The sequence below is a fragment of the Methylocystis heyeri genome (genome assembly GCF_004802635.2).
Lineage (GTDB): Bacteria > Pseudomonadota > Alphaproteobacteria > Rhizobiales > Beijerinckiaceae > Methylocystis > Methylocystis heyeri.
Map to the genome: position 1 here is coordinate 1300805 of NZ_CP046052.1, position 15479 is coordinate 1316283.

Here is a 15479-nt window from a genome sequence, read left to right on the forward strand (position 1 = left end):
GACGGGATCAGGCGGTTCCGGCGCTTTCTCCCACCCGGCCGTTCAAGCTACCCGCCCATCGCCATTAAGCCGGTTAATTACATGATATTTTTGCCGTTTGGCCAAACGACAAAATGCCGCGGGGAACATAAGAAAAAATTGGAAGGCGCTTGAGCAAGTTCCCGAAAAAAGCGAAGCGGTTTTTTGAAAAGAACATGCTCCGCCAATGAGATCTGGAGCGCGTTGGACTGCGTTTGAAGCGAACGCGCTCTATTGGACGAAGCGCCGGTCAGTTCGGACTTATGTTTATGAACAGGCCGCGCCGATTGCTCCCTCGAGAAGAGCCGCCGCCGCTCCCGAGGCCGAAATTGACGGAGCGGGCTGAGGCCTCTTCGCCGGCATGATCCCCGCCTCTTCTTCCCGTGCAATGACATTCCTGCGCGATGACGCAGCGCGTCTTTGCAGCGTCATGAAGCTCGGCCTGTTCTTCCGCCTGAGTGCATTGTTGCGCCTCGAGGGCGTCGAGCATCGCCCAAAAGACGGGATCGGCGGCCGGAAGCGCGCAATAGACTGAACGTGCGCCCGCGACATCGACCCGCTGCAGACTCAGCTGGGCTCGAATCACGCCGACGGCGATATCGGCCTTCTGTCGAAGGCTGGCCCGCTCCGCCAGGACCAGGATCTGCGCCGCGAGCAGAGGGTCGCCAACCAAACGATCCGTTACGGCGGAGGATAATTCCTTCCCGCCTCCGGGAAGGGATCGAAGCAGCGCGAGGAGGCTCGGCTGCATGTCGCCCCTGAACTGCTGTGCGCATTGGCTGTGAGGCAGCGGCGGCCCCTCGCGCGATGAAAGGTCGGTTGTCTGCGCCTGGCAAACGCCGCTCGCAGCCTGCGCTGCGACGAACAACCGAAGCGCAACCTTCTTCATGGCCCGTCCCTCCGACCCGGCCGAGGCATAAGCGCCGCGTATTCTAACCCGTCTTATTCACGAACGCTTGCAATTTGGCTGGCAAACGCAGCATAAGACGCTGATATGGATAAAGTATTGATTGTCTGCGCCAAATTTTTCCGGGCATCCGCCAGCCACGCCCGCTATGTTCGACGATACGACCTCCGCCTTCTCGTCGCCAGCGGTCTCGCGCAAGAAAATTACAGCCGCGTCGCCTGTCCCCAGGCCGACCTCTTCAGATCCGTGTCGGCGGCCCTGCTCATGCGCAGGAGCCCATAAACCACGGGGTCGCCCGGGCGGGTTTGCGGGCCCGCAGAAATTAACCTTATATTAATTCGTGAAAATTTATTCGCAATTTGCTCGGAGTTTAGAATTTCCAGGGAAGGATTCGTTAAGGAAACGCTAACAATCTCTCGCCTTGAGACGCGCCGTTTCAGGACAGTTCGGCGCCGATTTCGAGGCCGACCATGAACGCAAAATTAACAAATCCCCAAAAGCGCGATCGGGCGCCGCGCCGCGCCCTCACTGCGATCCGCTGTTTTTCGAGAGATAAATCCGGCTCGACCATCGTCGAATTCGCGATGATCGCATTGCCGCTCTTCTTCATGCTCATCGCCATAATCGAGATCGGTTACGGCAATTTCTCGCAATATCGTTTGGACTCCGCCGTTCAATCGACGGCGCGCCTCATCATGACGGGCGTGGTGCAGAATACGCAGTCCAACGGCCAGTCGCTCACGGCGCAGCAGTTTCGCGATCAGATCCTGTGTCCGAAGCTCCCGGCGACGATGAACTGCAACAACGTCTTCGTGAACATCCAGGTGTTTTCCGAGCCGACCACTCTGGGGGTCGCCTCTCCTTACCTGCAGTTCGTCAACGCCTCGGGCACGGGGCTCGTGACCCCGGCCCTGGACAACACCAAGAACTCCTACAACATCGGGATCGGCGCGAGCTATGTGACCATCCAGGTCGTCTATCCCCAGCCCCTGTTCGCGACCAGTTATCTCTCTCCCGACGTGATGACCTACAACGGCGGCAAGGCCCGACTGCTGCAATCCACCGCCACATTCAAAAACGAACCCTTTCCGACCAACTGAACTGCGGAGTGCTGACATGTCGCGCTACGTCGCTAAATTCAAGGACTGCAACGCCGGACTCGCGGCGGTCGAATTCTCGGTCGCCCTGCCCCTGCTGCTGGTGGTTCTGCTCGGCTTTTTCGAGCTCGACCGCTACGTCACAATGACGCGCAAGCTGGAGAACACGGCCAATTCCATCGCCGAAATGCTGACCCAATCCCAGTCGGGAACCATCAGCGATCTCGACGTCGCCTTTGCGCGGGACGCGACTATGGTGCTGTTCCCCACGGTTCTGGCGGACGCGGCCCGTAAGGGCGTCGCCTGGAGCAACGATATACAGATTTCGATGAGCAGCATCGTGTTCGGCAAGACCAATCCGAACTGCTCTTCGAATTGCGCCTACAACGCCCAGGTGGCCTGGAGCAGCGGCGGTCTCGGCGTATCTCGGCCCTGCAACCGCCTTCTCGACGCCGTGGACGACACCCAGGGGCCGTCGCGGACGAGCCTCCCCCGCGACGCCTTCGGACCCGTGCCGCTGATCGCGGTCGATCTCTCCTTCGACTACACGCCGCTTTTCGCGGCGAGCTTCATGCCGTCGCTCACCATCAAGCGTTCGGCCTTCATGCAGCCGCGCTACACGCTCGGCGCCGCCTATTTGAAATACGCGCCGGTCGCCGGCAGCGTTTCCCTCGTCACCACCTGCCCGGGATATTGATCATGCGCGCCGCAATTTCGAGCAAACTCGCCTCATTGATTTCCGACGAAAACGGCTCCGTCGCCACGATCATGGGATTCGCCGTCATCCCGGTGTTGCTGGCGTCGGGAATCGCAGCCGATTACGCCGTCGCCCAAAGCGCGAAGACGCGGCTCGATTCCGCCGCCGACGCAGCGGCGCTGGCCGCCATCAAAGCCGCCGAGACGACCATGATCGCTCTCTCGGCAACCAACCCCAACGCAGCCAGCCAGGCCAGACTCGACGGCCAGGCCCAGGGGAGCAAATCCTTCCTGGCGCAGGCGGGCAAAAACGGCGCGAACCTCACCTCCGGCCCGACGATTTCAGTCTCGATCAATGGGCGCACGATTTCGGCGTCCGCGTCCTACAACGCCTCCGTGCCGACCAATTTCGGCAAGATCGCAGGCATGAAGACGATGAACATGCAGAACACGGCCGCCGCTTCGGTGACGATGCCGAAATATATGGATTTCTACCTGCTGCTCGACGTCTCTGGCTCGATGGGGCTTCCCTCCACTCCCGCCGGAGAAGTCGCGCTCGCCGCCGTCAACCCTGACGAACGCGCCAACTACCCCACCGGCTGCCGCTTCGCCTGTCATTTCCCGGGGTCGCAGGGCTATACTTTGGCGAGGGCCAACAACATACAGTTGCGCGTCGATGCGGTGGGCGCCGGCGTGGCCGAGCTCATGGGCCAGGCCCAGAAGACGCAGGTTCTTCCCAATCAATATCGCGTCGGGGTCTATCCGTTCATCCTGCACGCCAACACTTTCGTCGATCTGACGTCGGATCTTTCCGGCGACGCCTATTCGGTGGCGACCGCGATCAATTACAACCCTGCCACCGGATCGACCGATTTCGGCAAGCTGCTCGACGTCGGCAACGAGAGCGTTTTCGCCTCCTCGTTCAATCCCAATTACCGGGTGACCTCCAATTCGCCCGCCGATGTCTATCCCATGGGCGCGGGCGGCACTCATATCGAAAACATCTTCAACGACATCAGCGCAAAGATCGTCACCGTCGGCGACGGCTCGTCTCAGGCTTCTCGCCAGCCCTTCGTCATGTTCGTTTCCGACGGAATGGAGGACAGCCAGTGGTACACCAGATCTGGCGGGTGGACCGGCTACACCACCTACCCGACGGCGCCGGGCGTGACGGTTTCGATCCGCGCATTGGATTCGACCTATTGCAACGTCCTGAAGAACCGCGGCGTCACGGTCGCGGTGCTGCAAATCCCCTACCCGCCTTTCGCCAACCCACAGAGCTTCGGCAACTATCAGGAATACAAGGCCAATAACGCGCAGCCTAATCTATCGCCCGCCATGCAGGCCTGCGCTTCTCCGGGCTTCTACACCTACGCCAGCACGCCTCAGGATATTGCGGCTGGCATTCAGAAGCTTTTCTTCCAGGCGGTTCAGCTCGCGCGCCTGACGCAATAATACGGTTTCCGGCTGAATGAAGCGGCTTCGCGCCGTCATCGCGAGGAGCGTAAGCTCCGCGGCGATCCAGGAGGACTGGCTCGGCTCTGGATCGCTTCGCTTCGCTCGCGATGACCCGAACTGACCAGTCGGAAGCGGTACAACAAGGCTTAAAACAATCCAAGGAAACCGACCGGCGGGCGATCATCGCCCGCCATTTTGCACTTAGATCAGTGCCGCACGCGGATGCGATCCTTGCGCGCGGCGCCACGCTCCGTGGTCGCAAGATTTATGATATGCGGATTGGAGCGATAGGGCTCGGCCGGCACATAGACCGTTCTGACCGGAGCGCCATAAACCGGCCCCGGCGGGGGATAGGGCGGCGCATAAGCCGGCGCGGCGTAATAGCTCGGCGCATAGGCGTTCACGGTGTAGGCCGCGGGAACCGGGGGCCCGTAATCGCCATAATAGCCCGCATCGGCGTAATAGACTCCGCCGCCGCCGTAATATCCGCCCCAATAGGCCGCGCCGTAATCGCCGAAGCCTCCGTAGCCCCTGTGGTGGAATTGGCCGTGGTCGAAGGCTTGACGGCCGCCGCCATGCCAGCCGGCGCGGCCGTCGAAGCCATCGCCCCAACCGCCGCCAAATCCGCCATGGCCGCGGCCATAGGCGCTCTCCCAATGCACGCCGAGACCAGGACCATAGTCGCTGCCGCCGACCCAATGGCCGCCAGCGCCCCCGGCCGAACCATTGCCGATATAGCCGAGCCCGCGATGGGCGCCTCCGAAGCGTCCGCCGCCGAAATGAGCGCCGCCGAAATGGCCGCCGCCGCCTCCCCCGCCGCCGCGACCACCGGCCAGGGCGCCGTCGGCCCCAAAGGCCGCGGCCATCGCCGCAGCCGCGGCAATGGCGCAAAGCAGTTTTGATTTGAAACGCATATGCGTGCCCTTTCTTTACTTAATCAGGGCGAATCCCCGCTCCAGGGGCGGAAATCGCGTCTTTTTGGGACGCCTGAAGGCGCCGACGCGACGACATGGCAATAAATGATCCGTTAATACGTTCCTGTCCACCAGCCTGTGACAGGCGGAAGAACGCAATGCTCCGGCCCTTTCCGCGCGGCTGAAGCTCCGCGCGGAAAACGGCCCCATAAACAATTTCCCGCGATGCGCTCGACCCGGCCCCTCAGGCGCCGAGGCGGGCCTTTATCGCGTGCTCGGCCAGAGTCTTGCCGAGAGACCACACCGCAGAAGGCGCCCGATGCGCGTCGGCGATCACCGCGGCGAAGGACGTTTCGATCCATTCGCAGTCGGCGTCGCTGAGTGTCAACGAAGGCAGCAGCTTGATCGTGTGATTGCCGTGGCCGGCGACCTGGGTGAGCACCTTGTGGTCGCGGAACAAAGGAATGCTGATGAGCTGGCAGAACAGGCCCGAATTCACGGTCTCGAGCAGGTTCCAAGCGGCTTTCAGCTTGAACGACTGCGGCGGGCCGAACTCGATTCCGATCATCAGCCCCTTTCCGCGCACGTCGGCGACGAGCTCGAAATCCTTGGCCATGGATTTGAACGACTCGATCAGCCGGCGACCCTGGTTCGCGGAATTTTCGACCAGCTTCTCCTGCTCGATGACGTCCAGCGTCGCAATGCCCGCCGCCATGGCCATGTCGTTCTTGGAGAAGGTCGAGCCGTGCACGACCGCGCGATCCATGCGGTCGAAGACCTTGTCGAACACCCATTTGCGCGTAAGCACGGCGCCCACCGGAATATGGCCGCCGGACAGCGCCTTGGCGAGGATCACCATGTCGGGTTCGACGCCGTAATGGTCGATCGCGAGGAAGGCGCCGGTGCGGCCGATCCCGGTCTGGATTTCGTCGGCGACGAACAAAGTCCCGTATTTACGGCACAGATCCGCGACGCCGCGCAGATAGTCGTCGTCGGGGATGTTCACGCCCTTGCCCTGGATCGGCTCCACGAAAAAGGCCGCGACATCGCGCTTCTTCAAGGCTTCTTCGAGCGCCGGAAGATCGTTGAACGGAACCTCTCGTGCGTCGGGAAGCATCGGCCCGAAGCCGGTCTTGAAGATGGCGTCGCCGTTCATGGCCAGCGAGCCGTAGGTCAGGCCGTGGAAGGAATGGGCGCAATGCAAAATGCCGGACCGCCCCGTCGCGGCGCGAGCGAATTTGATCGCCGCCTCGATCGATTCCGTGCCGGAGTTTGCGAAGAAGACCTTATCCAGCCACGGCGTGTAGCGCAGCAGCCGCTCCGCCAGCACGCCGGCCAGCGCCGAAACGTCCAGCTGAACGAGATTGGGCAGCTCCGCATTGAGGACGCCGATCAGGGCGTCGCGCACGACGGGGTGGTTGCGGCCCACGGCGAAAACGCCCCAGCCGCTCAACAGATCGAGGTAACGGGTCCCGGTGCGATCGTAGAGATAGGCGCCGACGCCGCGGTTGAAACCGACGTCGTAGCCGATGGTTTTGAGGACGCGCACCCACATTTCGTTGAGATGTTGGGAATGCAGCGCATAGCGTTCGTCCGCCCGCGCGTTCGCCAGCCCCGCGATATCCACCGGCGACTCGAGCTTTGTCGGAACAGTCATCATAGGCTCCAAATTTGCTTCAGACCGCCCGGCGCGCCCTCTCGGCCAAGCTCCAGGAACGCATTCTCGACCGCTTTTGCGACTGGAACGGCTCCAACTCTTTTTTCGACGCGATTTCGATCGCTCGCAGGATTCCTTTTGGGCGTCTCGAGGACGCCGATCGCCTTGCGAGAGGCCGCTGGGCCTCTTTGGCCGCCCGTCGCTTTGCGCCGAAAGCGGGGAGCGAGCCGAAAGCGCGCCGGCGCTTCCTCGAACGGACCGCGCTTCTCGGTCTCCACTCTTATGAGGGGCGGAGGCGGAGCGCAACGCATATGTCCGATCTGCTTTATGGAGCTATTATCCGAAAGGCGCCTCCCGGTCGAGCGGATCGCTCCGGAGGCAGGGCGCCCGCTGGCGCTTCTTTGATATTCGCCAAGAAACGAGTCGCGATTGTCTTGATGTGCGACAAGCGTTCGGGACCGCTCCACGCCGTCCACAGCAAATAACGAAAGGTTAAAAATCCGGGTTGGAGTAACCGTGGCGAATGATATGGTTACTTGAGTGATTCATCGGCGCATCGCCGATTCGGCCAGGACGCGGCGCTCTTTTCAGCTGCGCCGGCCAGCGCTGGATCAGCAGGGGGGTTGGTCAGTTGGGAGTAAAATCCGATTTTCAAAATGAGTTTGGTTTGCCCGCCACGCTTGCGGAAGGCGATGAAGCCGGACTCGATCTTGTCGAAATCGCCGGCTCGATCAAGTGGTTCGACGTAGCCAAAGGCTATGGTTTCATTGTGCCCGACGACGGCTCCGCCGATGTCCTCCTGCATGTGACGACTCTTCGCCGCTCCGGCCACCAGGCCGCGCAGGAAGGCGCGCGCGTGGTTTGCGAAGCGCATCGCCGCTCGAAAGGCATGCAGGTCTTCCGTGTCATCACCATGGACGAATCGACTGCGGTTCATCCCTCGCAATCGGCCGCCGGGCGCACGCACACGCAAGTCGTTCCGGTCGGCGGCTACGAGATCGCGATCGTAAAGTGGTTCAATCGCGTCAAAGGTTTTGGTTTCCTCACCCGCGGAGAAGGCACGGCCGACATCTTCCTTCACATGGAGACGGTCAGACGCTTCGGTCTCGCGGAGTTGAAGCCGGGCGACAGCGTCCTCGTGCGCTACGGCGATGGCCCCAAGGGCCTGATGGCTGCCGAGGTTCGCCTGCTCGACAACAAGGGTCCCGCCTCGCACTAACGCCTTTCCCGGTCGTCAGCGGCGCCCTTGCGGCAGCGCTTCGCAAAGCGCATTCTCCCAAGGGCGGCGGCGACCTCGGAACTCCCCCGGCGATGCTGGCGTCGCCCCGCTTTCTGTTCCGCGACCTCTTGTAAGCCGGATAATCGTCCATGAGCAAAGCGGAGCCCCTTTCTATGAGCTTTCTCTCGCCTTTGCGGGCTTTTTTGGCCATGGCGGCGGTCGCGGCGAGCCTTTCCGCGGCCTGCGCGGCCGAGGCGCCGCTCGAGCGGCTCGAAATCGTCACCTCCTCCGGCGCTCATCAATTTCAGGTGGAAGTCGCGCGCACCGAGGAGCAACGCGAGAAGGGGCTGATGGAGCGGCGCTCCATGCCCCGCGACCAGGGAATGCTGTTCGAATTCCACGTCGAGCAGCCGGTCGCCATGTGGATGAAGAACACCTACATTCCGCTCGACATGGTTTTCGTGTCGCGGCGCGGGCGCGTCACCGGAGTGGCCGAGAACGCCACGCCGATGTCGGAAGAGATCATTCCTTCGGGCCAGCCCGCCTATGCCGTCATTGAACTCAACGCCGGCGTGGCCCGCGAGATCAAACTGAAGATCGGCGACGACGTGCGCCATCCGGCATTCAAGCGCTGACGCGCATTTCCCCCGGATCGCGCGAGCGACAAGGGACCCCGCACGAGCTCTTCGTCACAAAAGCAGGACGCCGATTGGTCGGCTCGCGTCATTGCGCGCGGCGATGCAATCAACCCAGTCCACCTGGACCGCCCTCAGTTTGCTGACAAACCTCTGAGGCGACCTCGTCCTGCGAGACGCGAGCAAAGCACGCTCCTCGAGATGAGCCTAAAGGCAGCTGACAAAAAAAGAAGCCCCTCATGCCGAGGAGCCTGCAAAGCAGGCGTCTCGAAGCGCAAGGGGCTATATCGCGAGTTTGTCGGCAGTCGGCGCGTTCGGTTCAAACGCAGTCGAACGCGCTTCAAATCTCATTGACGGAGCATGTTCCTTTCCGCCGCTTCGCACTTTTTGGGAACCTGTTCCAAGCGCGTCGAGTTGCATTCGACGCGCTCGAGATCGAACGGATTGCCCACGCGTCACGCGCTTGCGTGCGGATGATGTTCGTAATCGTCCTCGGCCTCGTGATGATGATGATGCGAGTGGCGGCCGGATCGCCGTTGCGCGCCATCGAAGAGTTTTTGCGCCAGCGAGAAAAACGGCTCCGTCATGCGCACGAGATCTTCTGCGCGATCCACGAATTTCTCACCTCGGCTCAATTCGCGGTCGAGCGCTGACAGAGCGCGGGCGTGTTCGCCGGCCCGATCCTCGCGCCAGGCGTCGAGCACCTTTTTCCAGGCGTGGGCCAAGCCCTGCAGCTTGAGCGCGCCGACAGGCCCCTCGCTGTCGATATCGGCGGCCTCAAGCATGAACCTCATCGAGTTTACGATTTCCCGGTTCAGCGCGGTCGCGGACAACGGGTCCTTGGCCGCCCATTCGGCGATATTCAGCACCGCGTCACGATAGGGCTCGAGCGCGTCGAGCCGATGCGAAAGGACGTGATACAGCCGCTCCCGCGACGGCTCGTCCTCGTAGGAACGGGAAGGATTTTCGAGCACCTTGCGATCGATCCGCCGCAAAAATGCGCCGAGCACAGCGCCTTTCGAAGGGAAGGCGTCACGGAAATCGGCGAGCGACACGCCCGCCTCCCGGGCGATGTCGGTGATCGTGGTGGCGCCGAAATCACGCCGCGCCGCCAACCGCAGCAGGGCGTCGACGATGGCTTCGCGGGTCCCTCCCGCCGGCGCTGTCGCCGAGGCGGCGTCATAGCGCGCGCCTGGAAATGTCCCGGGGCCGGTTGTCATGACCAATCTCCTGCATTTCGCGCCCGCGGGCGCCTCATCTCGGGGTTTGTTGTCCCTGCTAAATAGGCCTGAGCCGGCGTCCGGCCAAGTCTTTCAGACGGCGGCCGGGATGTAGCCGAAACGGGACCGAAGCTTGCGCGAGTTTCCAATCGAAGGCGAGAGCCTTTCGATTTGCGCGGAAATGCGCCTCAGCCGGAGAGTTCTCCGGCGCGGCGGCGGGCGGCTTCGACCGCGCGCTGCAGCAGAGGCCTCATGCCGTCGTCGGCCATCAGGACGCCGAGAGCGGCCGCCGTCGTGCCTCCCGGAGAAGTGACGTTCTCGCGCAGAACCGCTGGCGCGGTCTGCTCCGAGCGGCGCATCAGCTCCCCTGCCCCCGAGACTGTGGCGCGCGCGAGGCGCATGGACAATTCCTCGGGGAGACCAGCGGCGACGCCCGCCGCGGCCAGACATTCGGCGAGATAGAACACATAGGCGGGGCCGGAGCCCGAGACCGCAGTCACCGCGTCGATGAGCTTTTCGTCGTCGACCCACTCCACCGCGCCGCCGGCGGAAAGCAGCGTCTGGGCGATCGCGCGTTGTTCGGCGCTGGTTTGCTCGCTCGCGTAAGCGCCGGAAACGCCGCGTCCGATCGAAGCGGGCGTGTTGGGCATGGCGCGCACGAAGGCGCCAGCCGGCAAACGAACGGCGAGATCTGCGATGCGCTTCCCCGCCAGAATGGACACCAGGAGAGTTTTCGATCCGACCAGCGGCGCAATCGCCGGCGCCGCCGCGTCGAGCGCCTGCGGCTTCACCGCGAGCAGCAGCACGTCCGCCGGCGCGTCCTGCGTCGAGGCGGAGGCGCGAAGCTCGAAGCCGTTCTCACGGCATATGCGTTCCGCGTCCGGCGAAGGCGAGGGCTCGAGAACCAGCACCTTTGCGCCGCCCGCTCCTGCGGCCAGGCCCGCGAGCAGAGCGGAGCCCATCTTTCCCGCGCCGACGAAGACTATCGAGAGATTTGCGAGTTCGGCAGTCGGCAGCGCGCTCACGCCTCGCCTTTCGTCTCGAAGGTTGCGGATTCGAGGGCTTCCCTTGCGCTTTTGCCGGTCCAGAGCACGAATTGGAACGCCTGATAATAGCGTTCGCAGGCCGCCAGCGCATTTTCCAGAAGGGCGGCGCATTGCTGCCCCGACGGCTGCGCGCCGCCGGCGAGCACCAGGCCATGCCGATGCATGGCGACCCCTTCCTTGGGCCAGAGGTCGAAATGCCCCATCCAGAGCTGTTCGTTGATCGCGGCTATCAAAGCCGCGATTTCGGCGCGGCGGCGATCGGGAACCTTGAGGTCGAAGGCGCAGCTTATGTGCAGGGTTTCGAGGTCGGCCAGCCAAGTGAAGGCGACATGGTAGTCGGTCCAGCGGCCGGCGACCGATATGCAGATTTCGTCCTCGTCGTCGCGATCGAACGACCAGTCGTTGGTGGCGGCGAGTTGCTCGACCACGTCCACTGGATGTTCCGCGCGATCTTTTTCTTCTGACACGATCTGCATTAGCCAACCTTTAATGAAAGCCATGGCAACGCTGCTATGAACACAAAGCGGCATTGCGACGCTCGGCGCCTGGGCCGGATCGAATCGGTTCAAGGTCACTATAGCCGATCCGACTGAATCTCGGCCAGTTTTCCCTCGCTCCAGCCGCGGCGGGCCTGCTCGCCATTGCCTCGAACAGTGAAAGATTCGTGAGCTTCGGTCTAGAGTCTGCGGCCGCATTCCACAATTTGCATTGGATAATTCGCTAAAAAACTTTGGATAACGCGAGCCTGGAGCGTTTTCGTGCGAAGTGGACGCCCGGCTCGCGTGAAGAAAAGACGATCAAACAGCGCTGAAGACAAAAACGCGGCCCGTCGGGGGCCGCGCCGGATGCAATATGTTCTCGTCGAAGCCTCAGGGGGCCATGATCACCGGCGAGCCGACGCTCACGCGATCGAAGAGATCGGCGACGTCCTCGTTCAGCATTCTGATGCAGCCGTATGACGCCGCAGTGCCGATCGAAGAGCGCATCTTGCTGGTGGTGCCGTGGATGGCGACCTGATAGCGATCGAGGGTCAGGGCGCGCACCCCCATCGGATTATGGGGGGAGCCGCCCCGGATGAAATTCGGCAGTTCGGGATGGTCCTGCTTGACCACCGGCGGGGGCACCCAATCCGGATTGACGTATTTGCCTTCGATGGCGGCTGCGCCCGACCACTCCCTGCCCGCTTTGGGAACGGCGACGGGGTAGCTTATCGCCACGCCCTGCCCCACGACCAGGAACAGCTTGCGCTGGCGGGCGCTGATGACGATGGTCCCCGGCTGATAGGAGGGAGAAAAGGAAACCATGTTGCGGGCGGCCGCCTCCTGCGGCGCCGAGGCCGCGCCAAGCAAAACGACAGCGCCGACAGCGAGAGCATTCAACAGGCGCGCGCTCGCGGCGCGCCCGAACAGCGAAGACAGGCCCATGGGACTCACCCTTACGCTTGGCCCCGACAGGCCAAATAGATCGTGACAAAAATCATTCTATCTTTCGCCCCATTTTTGTCTAAAGCTTCTTGGACTTTCGGTTAGTGGATATCACTAAGATTTCGTTATGTGTTGCGGTTTCGCAACAGTGATGGAAACTTGCGCTGAAGCCCGACCTTTTTTTCTCTCCCGGCCGGCGGCGCGCCCACGGAGTCGTCAAGCCCCCGCGCGGCTTCGGCTTTCGCGCCCCGACACCCCCTGCAGCGAGGAATTTTCGTGTCCGACGTCTTCATGAGTTATGCGCGCGAGGACGAGCAGCGCGTCGCTCCCATCGTCGAGAAGCTTGCGGCCTTCGGCCTTCGGCTATGGCCGGCGGGGCCCGCCGGAAATGGCGGAAGCTGGGACGAGAGCGAGGTGAACGAGCGGCTTCGGGAGGCGAAAGCGGTTCTGGTCTGCTGGACGAGCCATTCCGCGCATTCCGTGCGGGTGAACGGCGAGGCCTCGGTCGCCCAATCCAGCGCGAAGCTCGTCTCCTGCCTGCTGGAGGAATGCAAGGCGCCGTCACAGTTCCAGTCGAACGACGCGCCGGACCTTTCCGGCTGGAACGGCGACGCCCAGCATTTGGGATGGCGCGCCCTCATCGAAAAACTCGCCGCCCTCACGGGCCGCCCGGGCCTGCCGGCCCTCGGCGAGGCCCTCGGCGCTGCGAGCGACCGTGAGCTTTTGGGTTGGACGCAACGCTTCCCGGAGGATCCTCATGCGGACGCGCTTCGCGGAGAAATCGAGAAAAGAGAGCGCAGCCGCTTCAAGGAAGAAATCAACTCGGCGCAAAGCGCGCTTTCCGACGCCGCCAGATTGTTCGAGCAATCGAAGAGCGGCGTTCTCAACGAATGTTCGGCCGCCTTCGAAAAGTGGATCGGCGACCTGCGAAACGCCGCATACGACGCGCGTCCCAACGTCTCCGAGGCTCTGTCGTCGCCGGAATGGCTCAGTTCCGGCGCGCTCCAGCAGCTCGCGTCCGAGCGCGACGCAGCGGTGAAGGAGGCGAAAAGCGCGGCGGAGGCGCGCGAAGAAGCCCTGAAGCGAAGGGAAGTCGCCCATGAGGTGCGAGACGCTGCGCTGCTGAAGGCCAAACGCGCGGAAACCGCCCTCGCCGCAGCGGAAGCCGAAGAAGCCTCCTACAAATCCAGGCGCACGCCGGCATGGATTCTCGCCGCATGCCTCGGCTCCGCTCTCGCCGGAGGACTCGCCTATCGAACCGCCTCCGGTTCCGGCGTCGATGGGGCGTCGGTCGAGCAGGCGAAACAGCAAGCGGCCCAGGGCGCCGGCGAGCTTGCGGCCGCGCGCGACAGTTTGAAAATCCAGGACGAGACTATTGCGCAACTGCGGGCCGCTGCATCGCAATCGGCGCCCGAGCGCCGCGAGTTCGAGACGCAGCTCAAGCGCAAGAATGCGGAGCTCGAGGAAAAGACCGAGGCCCTGAAAGCCGCAGCCGAGAAGGTCGCGAAGCTGGAGGCCGCGCTGAACGCAGCCAATGCCCAGCCCGAAGGCCTCCGCAAAACGTCGGCCCCGGGCGGGGCGCCCGGCGCCGAAAAGTCTTCGACCGCAGCTGCGCTGGACGAGAGCCAGCCGCGCCTCGCGATCAAGTTCAACACTTTCGACAGCGGCGACATCCAGGGGAAAGACCTCGGGAAGATCCCGAGCCCGAGCGCCGAGGATTGCGCCGCCGCCTGCCGCGACAATCCCGCCTGCCGCGCCTACAGCTACGACAAGTGGAACCATATCTGTTTTCCCAAATCCAGCGTGGGGTCGTTGAGGCTCGAACCGAGGGCTATATCCGGCGTGATCCAGGGCGGCCCCAACCCCAAGCTGGCGACATCCCGCATCATCATGGAGCGTTATCGCGGCAGGGCCTTCCCCGGCGCGGGCTACAAGACCCCGAATGCGGGAAAGCCGCAGGACTGCGAGGATATCTGCCGGCGCGACGAAGCCTGCGTCGCCTATACTTTCCTGTGGTCCAGCCGCAAATGCCAGTTGATGGAGTCGACCGGGGAATATTTTCCAAATCAGGAAGCCGACAGCGGCGGGAAAAAACAGGAGCGTTGACCCTGTGACGGCGCGGGCGGGCGCCGCCCTCGCTGGTTTTTTCGATCCCGCGCGACTAGCTGCAGAAAGCGCGCTTGCGAAACGTCGGATCGACGAATTAGAACCAAGCCGAATGACTCAATCGCCGCCCATCATCTTCGACCGCGCCCTCGTGCGTAAGCGTCTGGCCCGCGCCCTCGAAAAGGGCGCGCCCGATTTCCTGATGCAGCGCGCCGCCGAGGATCTGCAGGACCGCCTGTTTGCGATCCGCAGGGAGTTTCCCCGCGCGCTCGATCTCGCGACCCCGACGGCTCATTTCGCGCAAGTGCTGGCGGCGCGCGCGCAGGCGGCCCCGCTGCGGGCAGCGGCGACCTTCCCCTCGGCGGCGGAGACCGGCGTTCGCGTGGCGGCGGATGAAGAAGCCCTGCCCTTCGCGCCCCAGTCGCTCGATCTGGTGGTGTCCGGCATGGCCCTGCAGTGGGTCAACGATCTACCCGGCGTTTTCGCCCAGGTGAGACGCAGCCTCGCGCCCGATGGGCTTTTTCTGGCCTGCATGGCCGGCGGCTCCAGCCTGACCGAGTTGCGCCAGGCGCTGGCGCAGGCGGAAGCGGAAATTCTGGGCGGAGCCAGTCCCCGGGTCTCGCCCTTCGTGGAGGTGCGCGATCTGGGGTCCCTGCTCCAGCGCGCCGGCTTTGCGCTGCCGGTGACCGACGCCGACGTCTTCACCTTGCGTTACGACTCCATGTTTGCGCTCTGCCGCGATCTGCGCGCCATGGGCGCCGCCAATGCGCTGGCGGCGGGTTCCCGGCGACCCCTTCGCCGTTCGGTCTTCCTGCGCGCCGCCCAGATCTACGCCGAGAAATTCTCCGATACCGACGGGCGCGTGCGCGCGAGTTTCGAGATCATATGGCTTTCCGGCTGGGCCCCGCACGAGAGCCAGCAAAAGCCCCTAAAACCCGGTTCGGCGCAGATGCGGCTGGCCGACGCGCTCAAGGCGACTTCCGAGAAAAGCTAGGCCGTCATTGCGAGCGTAGCGTAGCAATCCAGAAGAACAAACCAGATTGCTTTGAAGGTTAGACCGCTGCAATCCTATTTTTCATGCT

Annotated in this window: 15 protein-coding genes; 7 read left to right on the forward strand and 8 right to left on the reverse strand. The window is 63.1% G+C overall.

Annotated features, from left to right (window positions below):
• Window positions 1-268: 268 nt before the first annotated feature.
• Window positions 269-907, reverse strand: coding sequence for a hypothetical protein (locus tag H2LOC_RS05840; RefSeq protein WP_136495535.1), 639 nt, complete (start codon window positions 905-907; stop codon window positions 269-271).
• A 488-nt stretch (window positions 908-1395) separates the two neighbouring features.
• Here H2LOC_RS05840 and H2LOC_RS05850 point away from each other — a divergent pair, with 488 nt between their 5' ends.
• The 3 genes from H2LOC_RS05850 to H2LOC_RS05860 are packed head-to-tail and all read left to right on the forward strand — an operon-like array spanning window position 1396 to window position 4173.
• Window positions 1396-2025, forward strand: coding sequence for a TadE/TadG family type IV pilus assembly protein (locus H2LOC_RS05850; RefSeq protein WP_136495537.1), 630 nt, complete (start codon window positions 1396-1398; stop codon window positions 2023-2025).
• Between the two features lie 16 nt (window positions 2026-2041).
• Window positions 2042-2719 carry a TadE/TadG family type IV pilus assembly protein gene (locus H2LOC_RS05855; protein ID WP_136495538.1) on the forward strand — a complete coding sequence of 226 codons (678 nt, stop codon included), beginning with the start codon at window positions 2042-2044 and terminating at the stop codon, window positions 2717-2719.
• A 2-nt stretch (window positions 2720-2721) separates the two neighbouring features.
• A complete protein-coding gene (locus tag H2LOC_RS05860) occupies window positions 2722-4173 on the forward strand; it encodes a pilus assembly protein TadG-related protein (RefSeq protein WP_136495539.1) in 1452 nt (483 codons plus the stop codon).
• A 209-nt stretch (window positions 4174-4382) separates the two neighbouring features.
• Here H2LOC_RS05860 and H2LOC_RS21895 read toward each other — a convergent pair whose 3' ends face one another.
• The 3 genes from H2LOC_RS21895 to H2LOC_RS21695 all read right to left on the reverse strand — a co-directional run bounded on the left by H2LOC_RS21895 (window position 4383) and on the right by H2LOC_RS21695 (window position 7552).
• The gene (locus H2LOC_RS21895; protein ID WP_202620531.1) at window positions 4383-5090 is read right to left on the reverse strand and encodes a hypothetical protein; all 708 of its coding nucleotides are present in this window, start codon (window positions 5088-5090) and stop codon (window positions 4383-4385) included.
• A gap of 244 nt (window positions 5091-5334) precedes the next feature.
• A complete protein-coding gene (locus tag H2LOC_RS05870; RefSeq protein ID WP_136495540.1) occupies window positions 5335-6747 on the reverse strand; it encodes an aspartate aminotransferase family protein in 1413 nt (470 codons plus the stop codon).
• Between the two features lie 532 nt (window positions 6748-7279).
• Window positions 7280-7552: a hypothetical protein gene (locus H2LOC_RS21695; protein ID WP_246207248.1), complete on the reverse strand. Its 273-nt coding sequence runs from the start codon at window positions 7550-7552 to the stop codon at window positions 7280-7282.
• Here H2LOC_RS21695 and H2LOC_RS05875 point away from each other — a divergent pair.
• Both H2LOC_RS05875 and H2LOC_RS05880 read left to right on the forward strand, forming a co-directional pair.
• Window positions 7466-7966 carry a cold-shock protein gene (locus tag H2LOC_RS05875; RefSeq protein WP_246207148.1) on the forward strand — a complete coding sequence of 167 codons (501 nt, stop codon included), beginning with the start codon at window positions 7466-7468 and terminating at the stop codon, window positions 7964-7966. The two genes, H2LOC_RS21695 and H2LOC_RS05875, sit on opposite strands and share 87 nt — an antisense overlap.
• Before the next feature lie 173 nt (window positions 7967-8139).
• Window positions 8140-8601: a DUF192 domain-containing protein gene (locus tag H2LOC_RS05880; RefSeq protein ID WP_246207013.1), complete on the forward strand. Its 462-nt coding sequence runs from the start codon at window positions 8140-8142 to the stop codon at window positions 8599-8601.
• Between the two features lie 455 nt (window positions 8602-9056).
• Here the strand turns inward: H2LOC_RS05880 and H2LOC_RS05885 are convergent, their stop codons facing one another.
• The 4 genes from H2LOC_RS05885 to H2LOC_RS05900 form a co-directional block, all read right to left on the reverse strand.
• On the reverse strand, window positions 9057-9821 hold the full coding sequence (locus tag H2LOC_RS05885; RefSeq protein WP_136495543.1) for a TetR family transcriptional regulator: 765 nt from the start codon (window positions 9819-9821) through the stop codon (window positions 9057-9059).
• Between the two features lie 188 nt (window positions 9822-10009).
• Window positions 10010-10846 (reverse strand): pyrroline-5-carboxylate reductase, encoded by an 837-nt coding sequence (gene proC, locus H2LOC_RS05890; RefSeq protein WP_281350551.1) that lies wholly within the window; start codon window positions 10844-10846, stop codon window positions 10010-10012.
• A complete protein-coding gene (locus H2LOC_RS05895) occupies window positions 10843-11343 on the reverse strand; it encodes a type III secretion system chaperone family protein (RefSeq protein ID WP_136495544.1) in 501 nt (166 codons plus the stop codon). Before H2LOC_RS05895 ends, proC begins: the two co-directional genes overlap by 4 nt.
• 393 nt (window positions 11344-11736) lie before the next feature.
• On the reverse strand, window positions 11737-12291 hold the full coding sequence (locus H2LOC_RS05900; RefSeq protein WP_136495545.1) for a L,D-transpeptidase: 555 nt from the start codon (window positions 12289-12291) through the stop codon (window positions 11737-11739).
• A gap of 276 nt (window positions 12292-12567) precedes the next feature.
• On the opposite strand from H2LOC_RS05900, the gene H2LOC_RS05905 reads away from it, so the two are divergent.
• Together H2LOC_RS05905 and H2LOC_RS05910 are read left to right on the forward strand one after the other, a co-directional pair.
• Complete coding sequence (locus H2LOC_RS05905; RefSeq protein ID WP_136495546.1) at window positions 12568-14397, forward strand: PAN domain-containing protein; 1830 nt, start codon at window positions 12568-12570, stop codon at window positions 14395-14397.
• Window positions 14398-14509: 112 nt separating this feature from the next.
• Window positions 14510-15391 carry a class I SAM-dependent methyltransferase gene (locus H2LOC_RS05910; protein ID WP_136495547.1) on the forward strand — a complete coding sequence of 294 codons (882 nt, stop codon included), beginning with the start codon at window positions 14510-14512 and terminating at the stop codon, window positions 15389-15391.
• Window positions 15392-15479 lie beyond the last annotated feature (88 nt).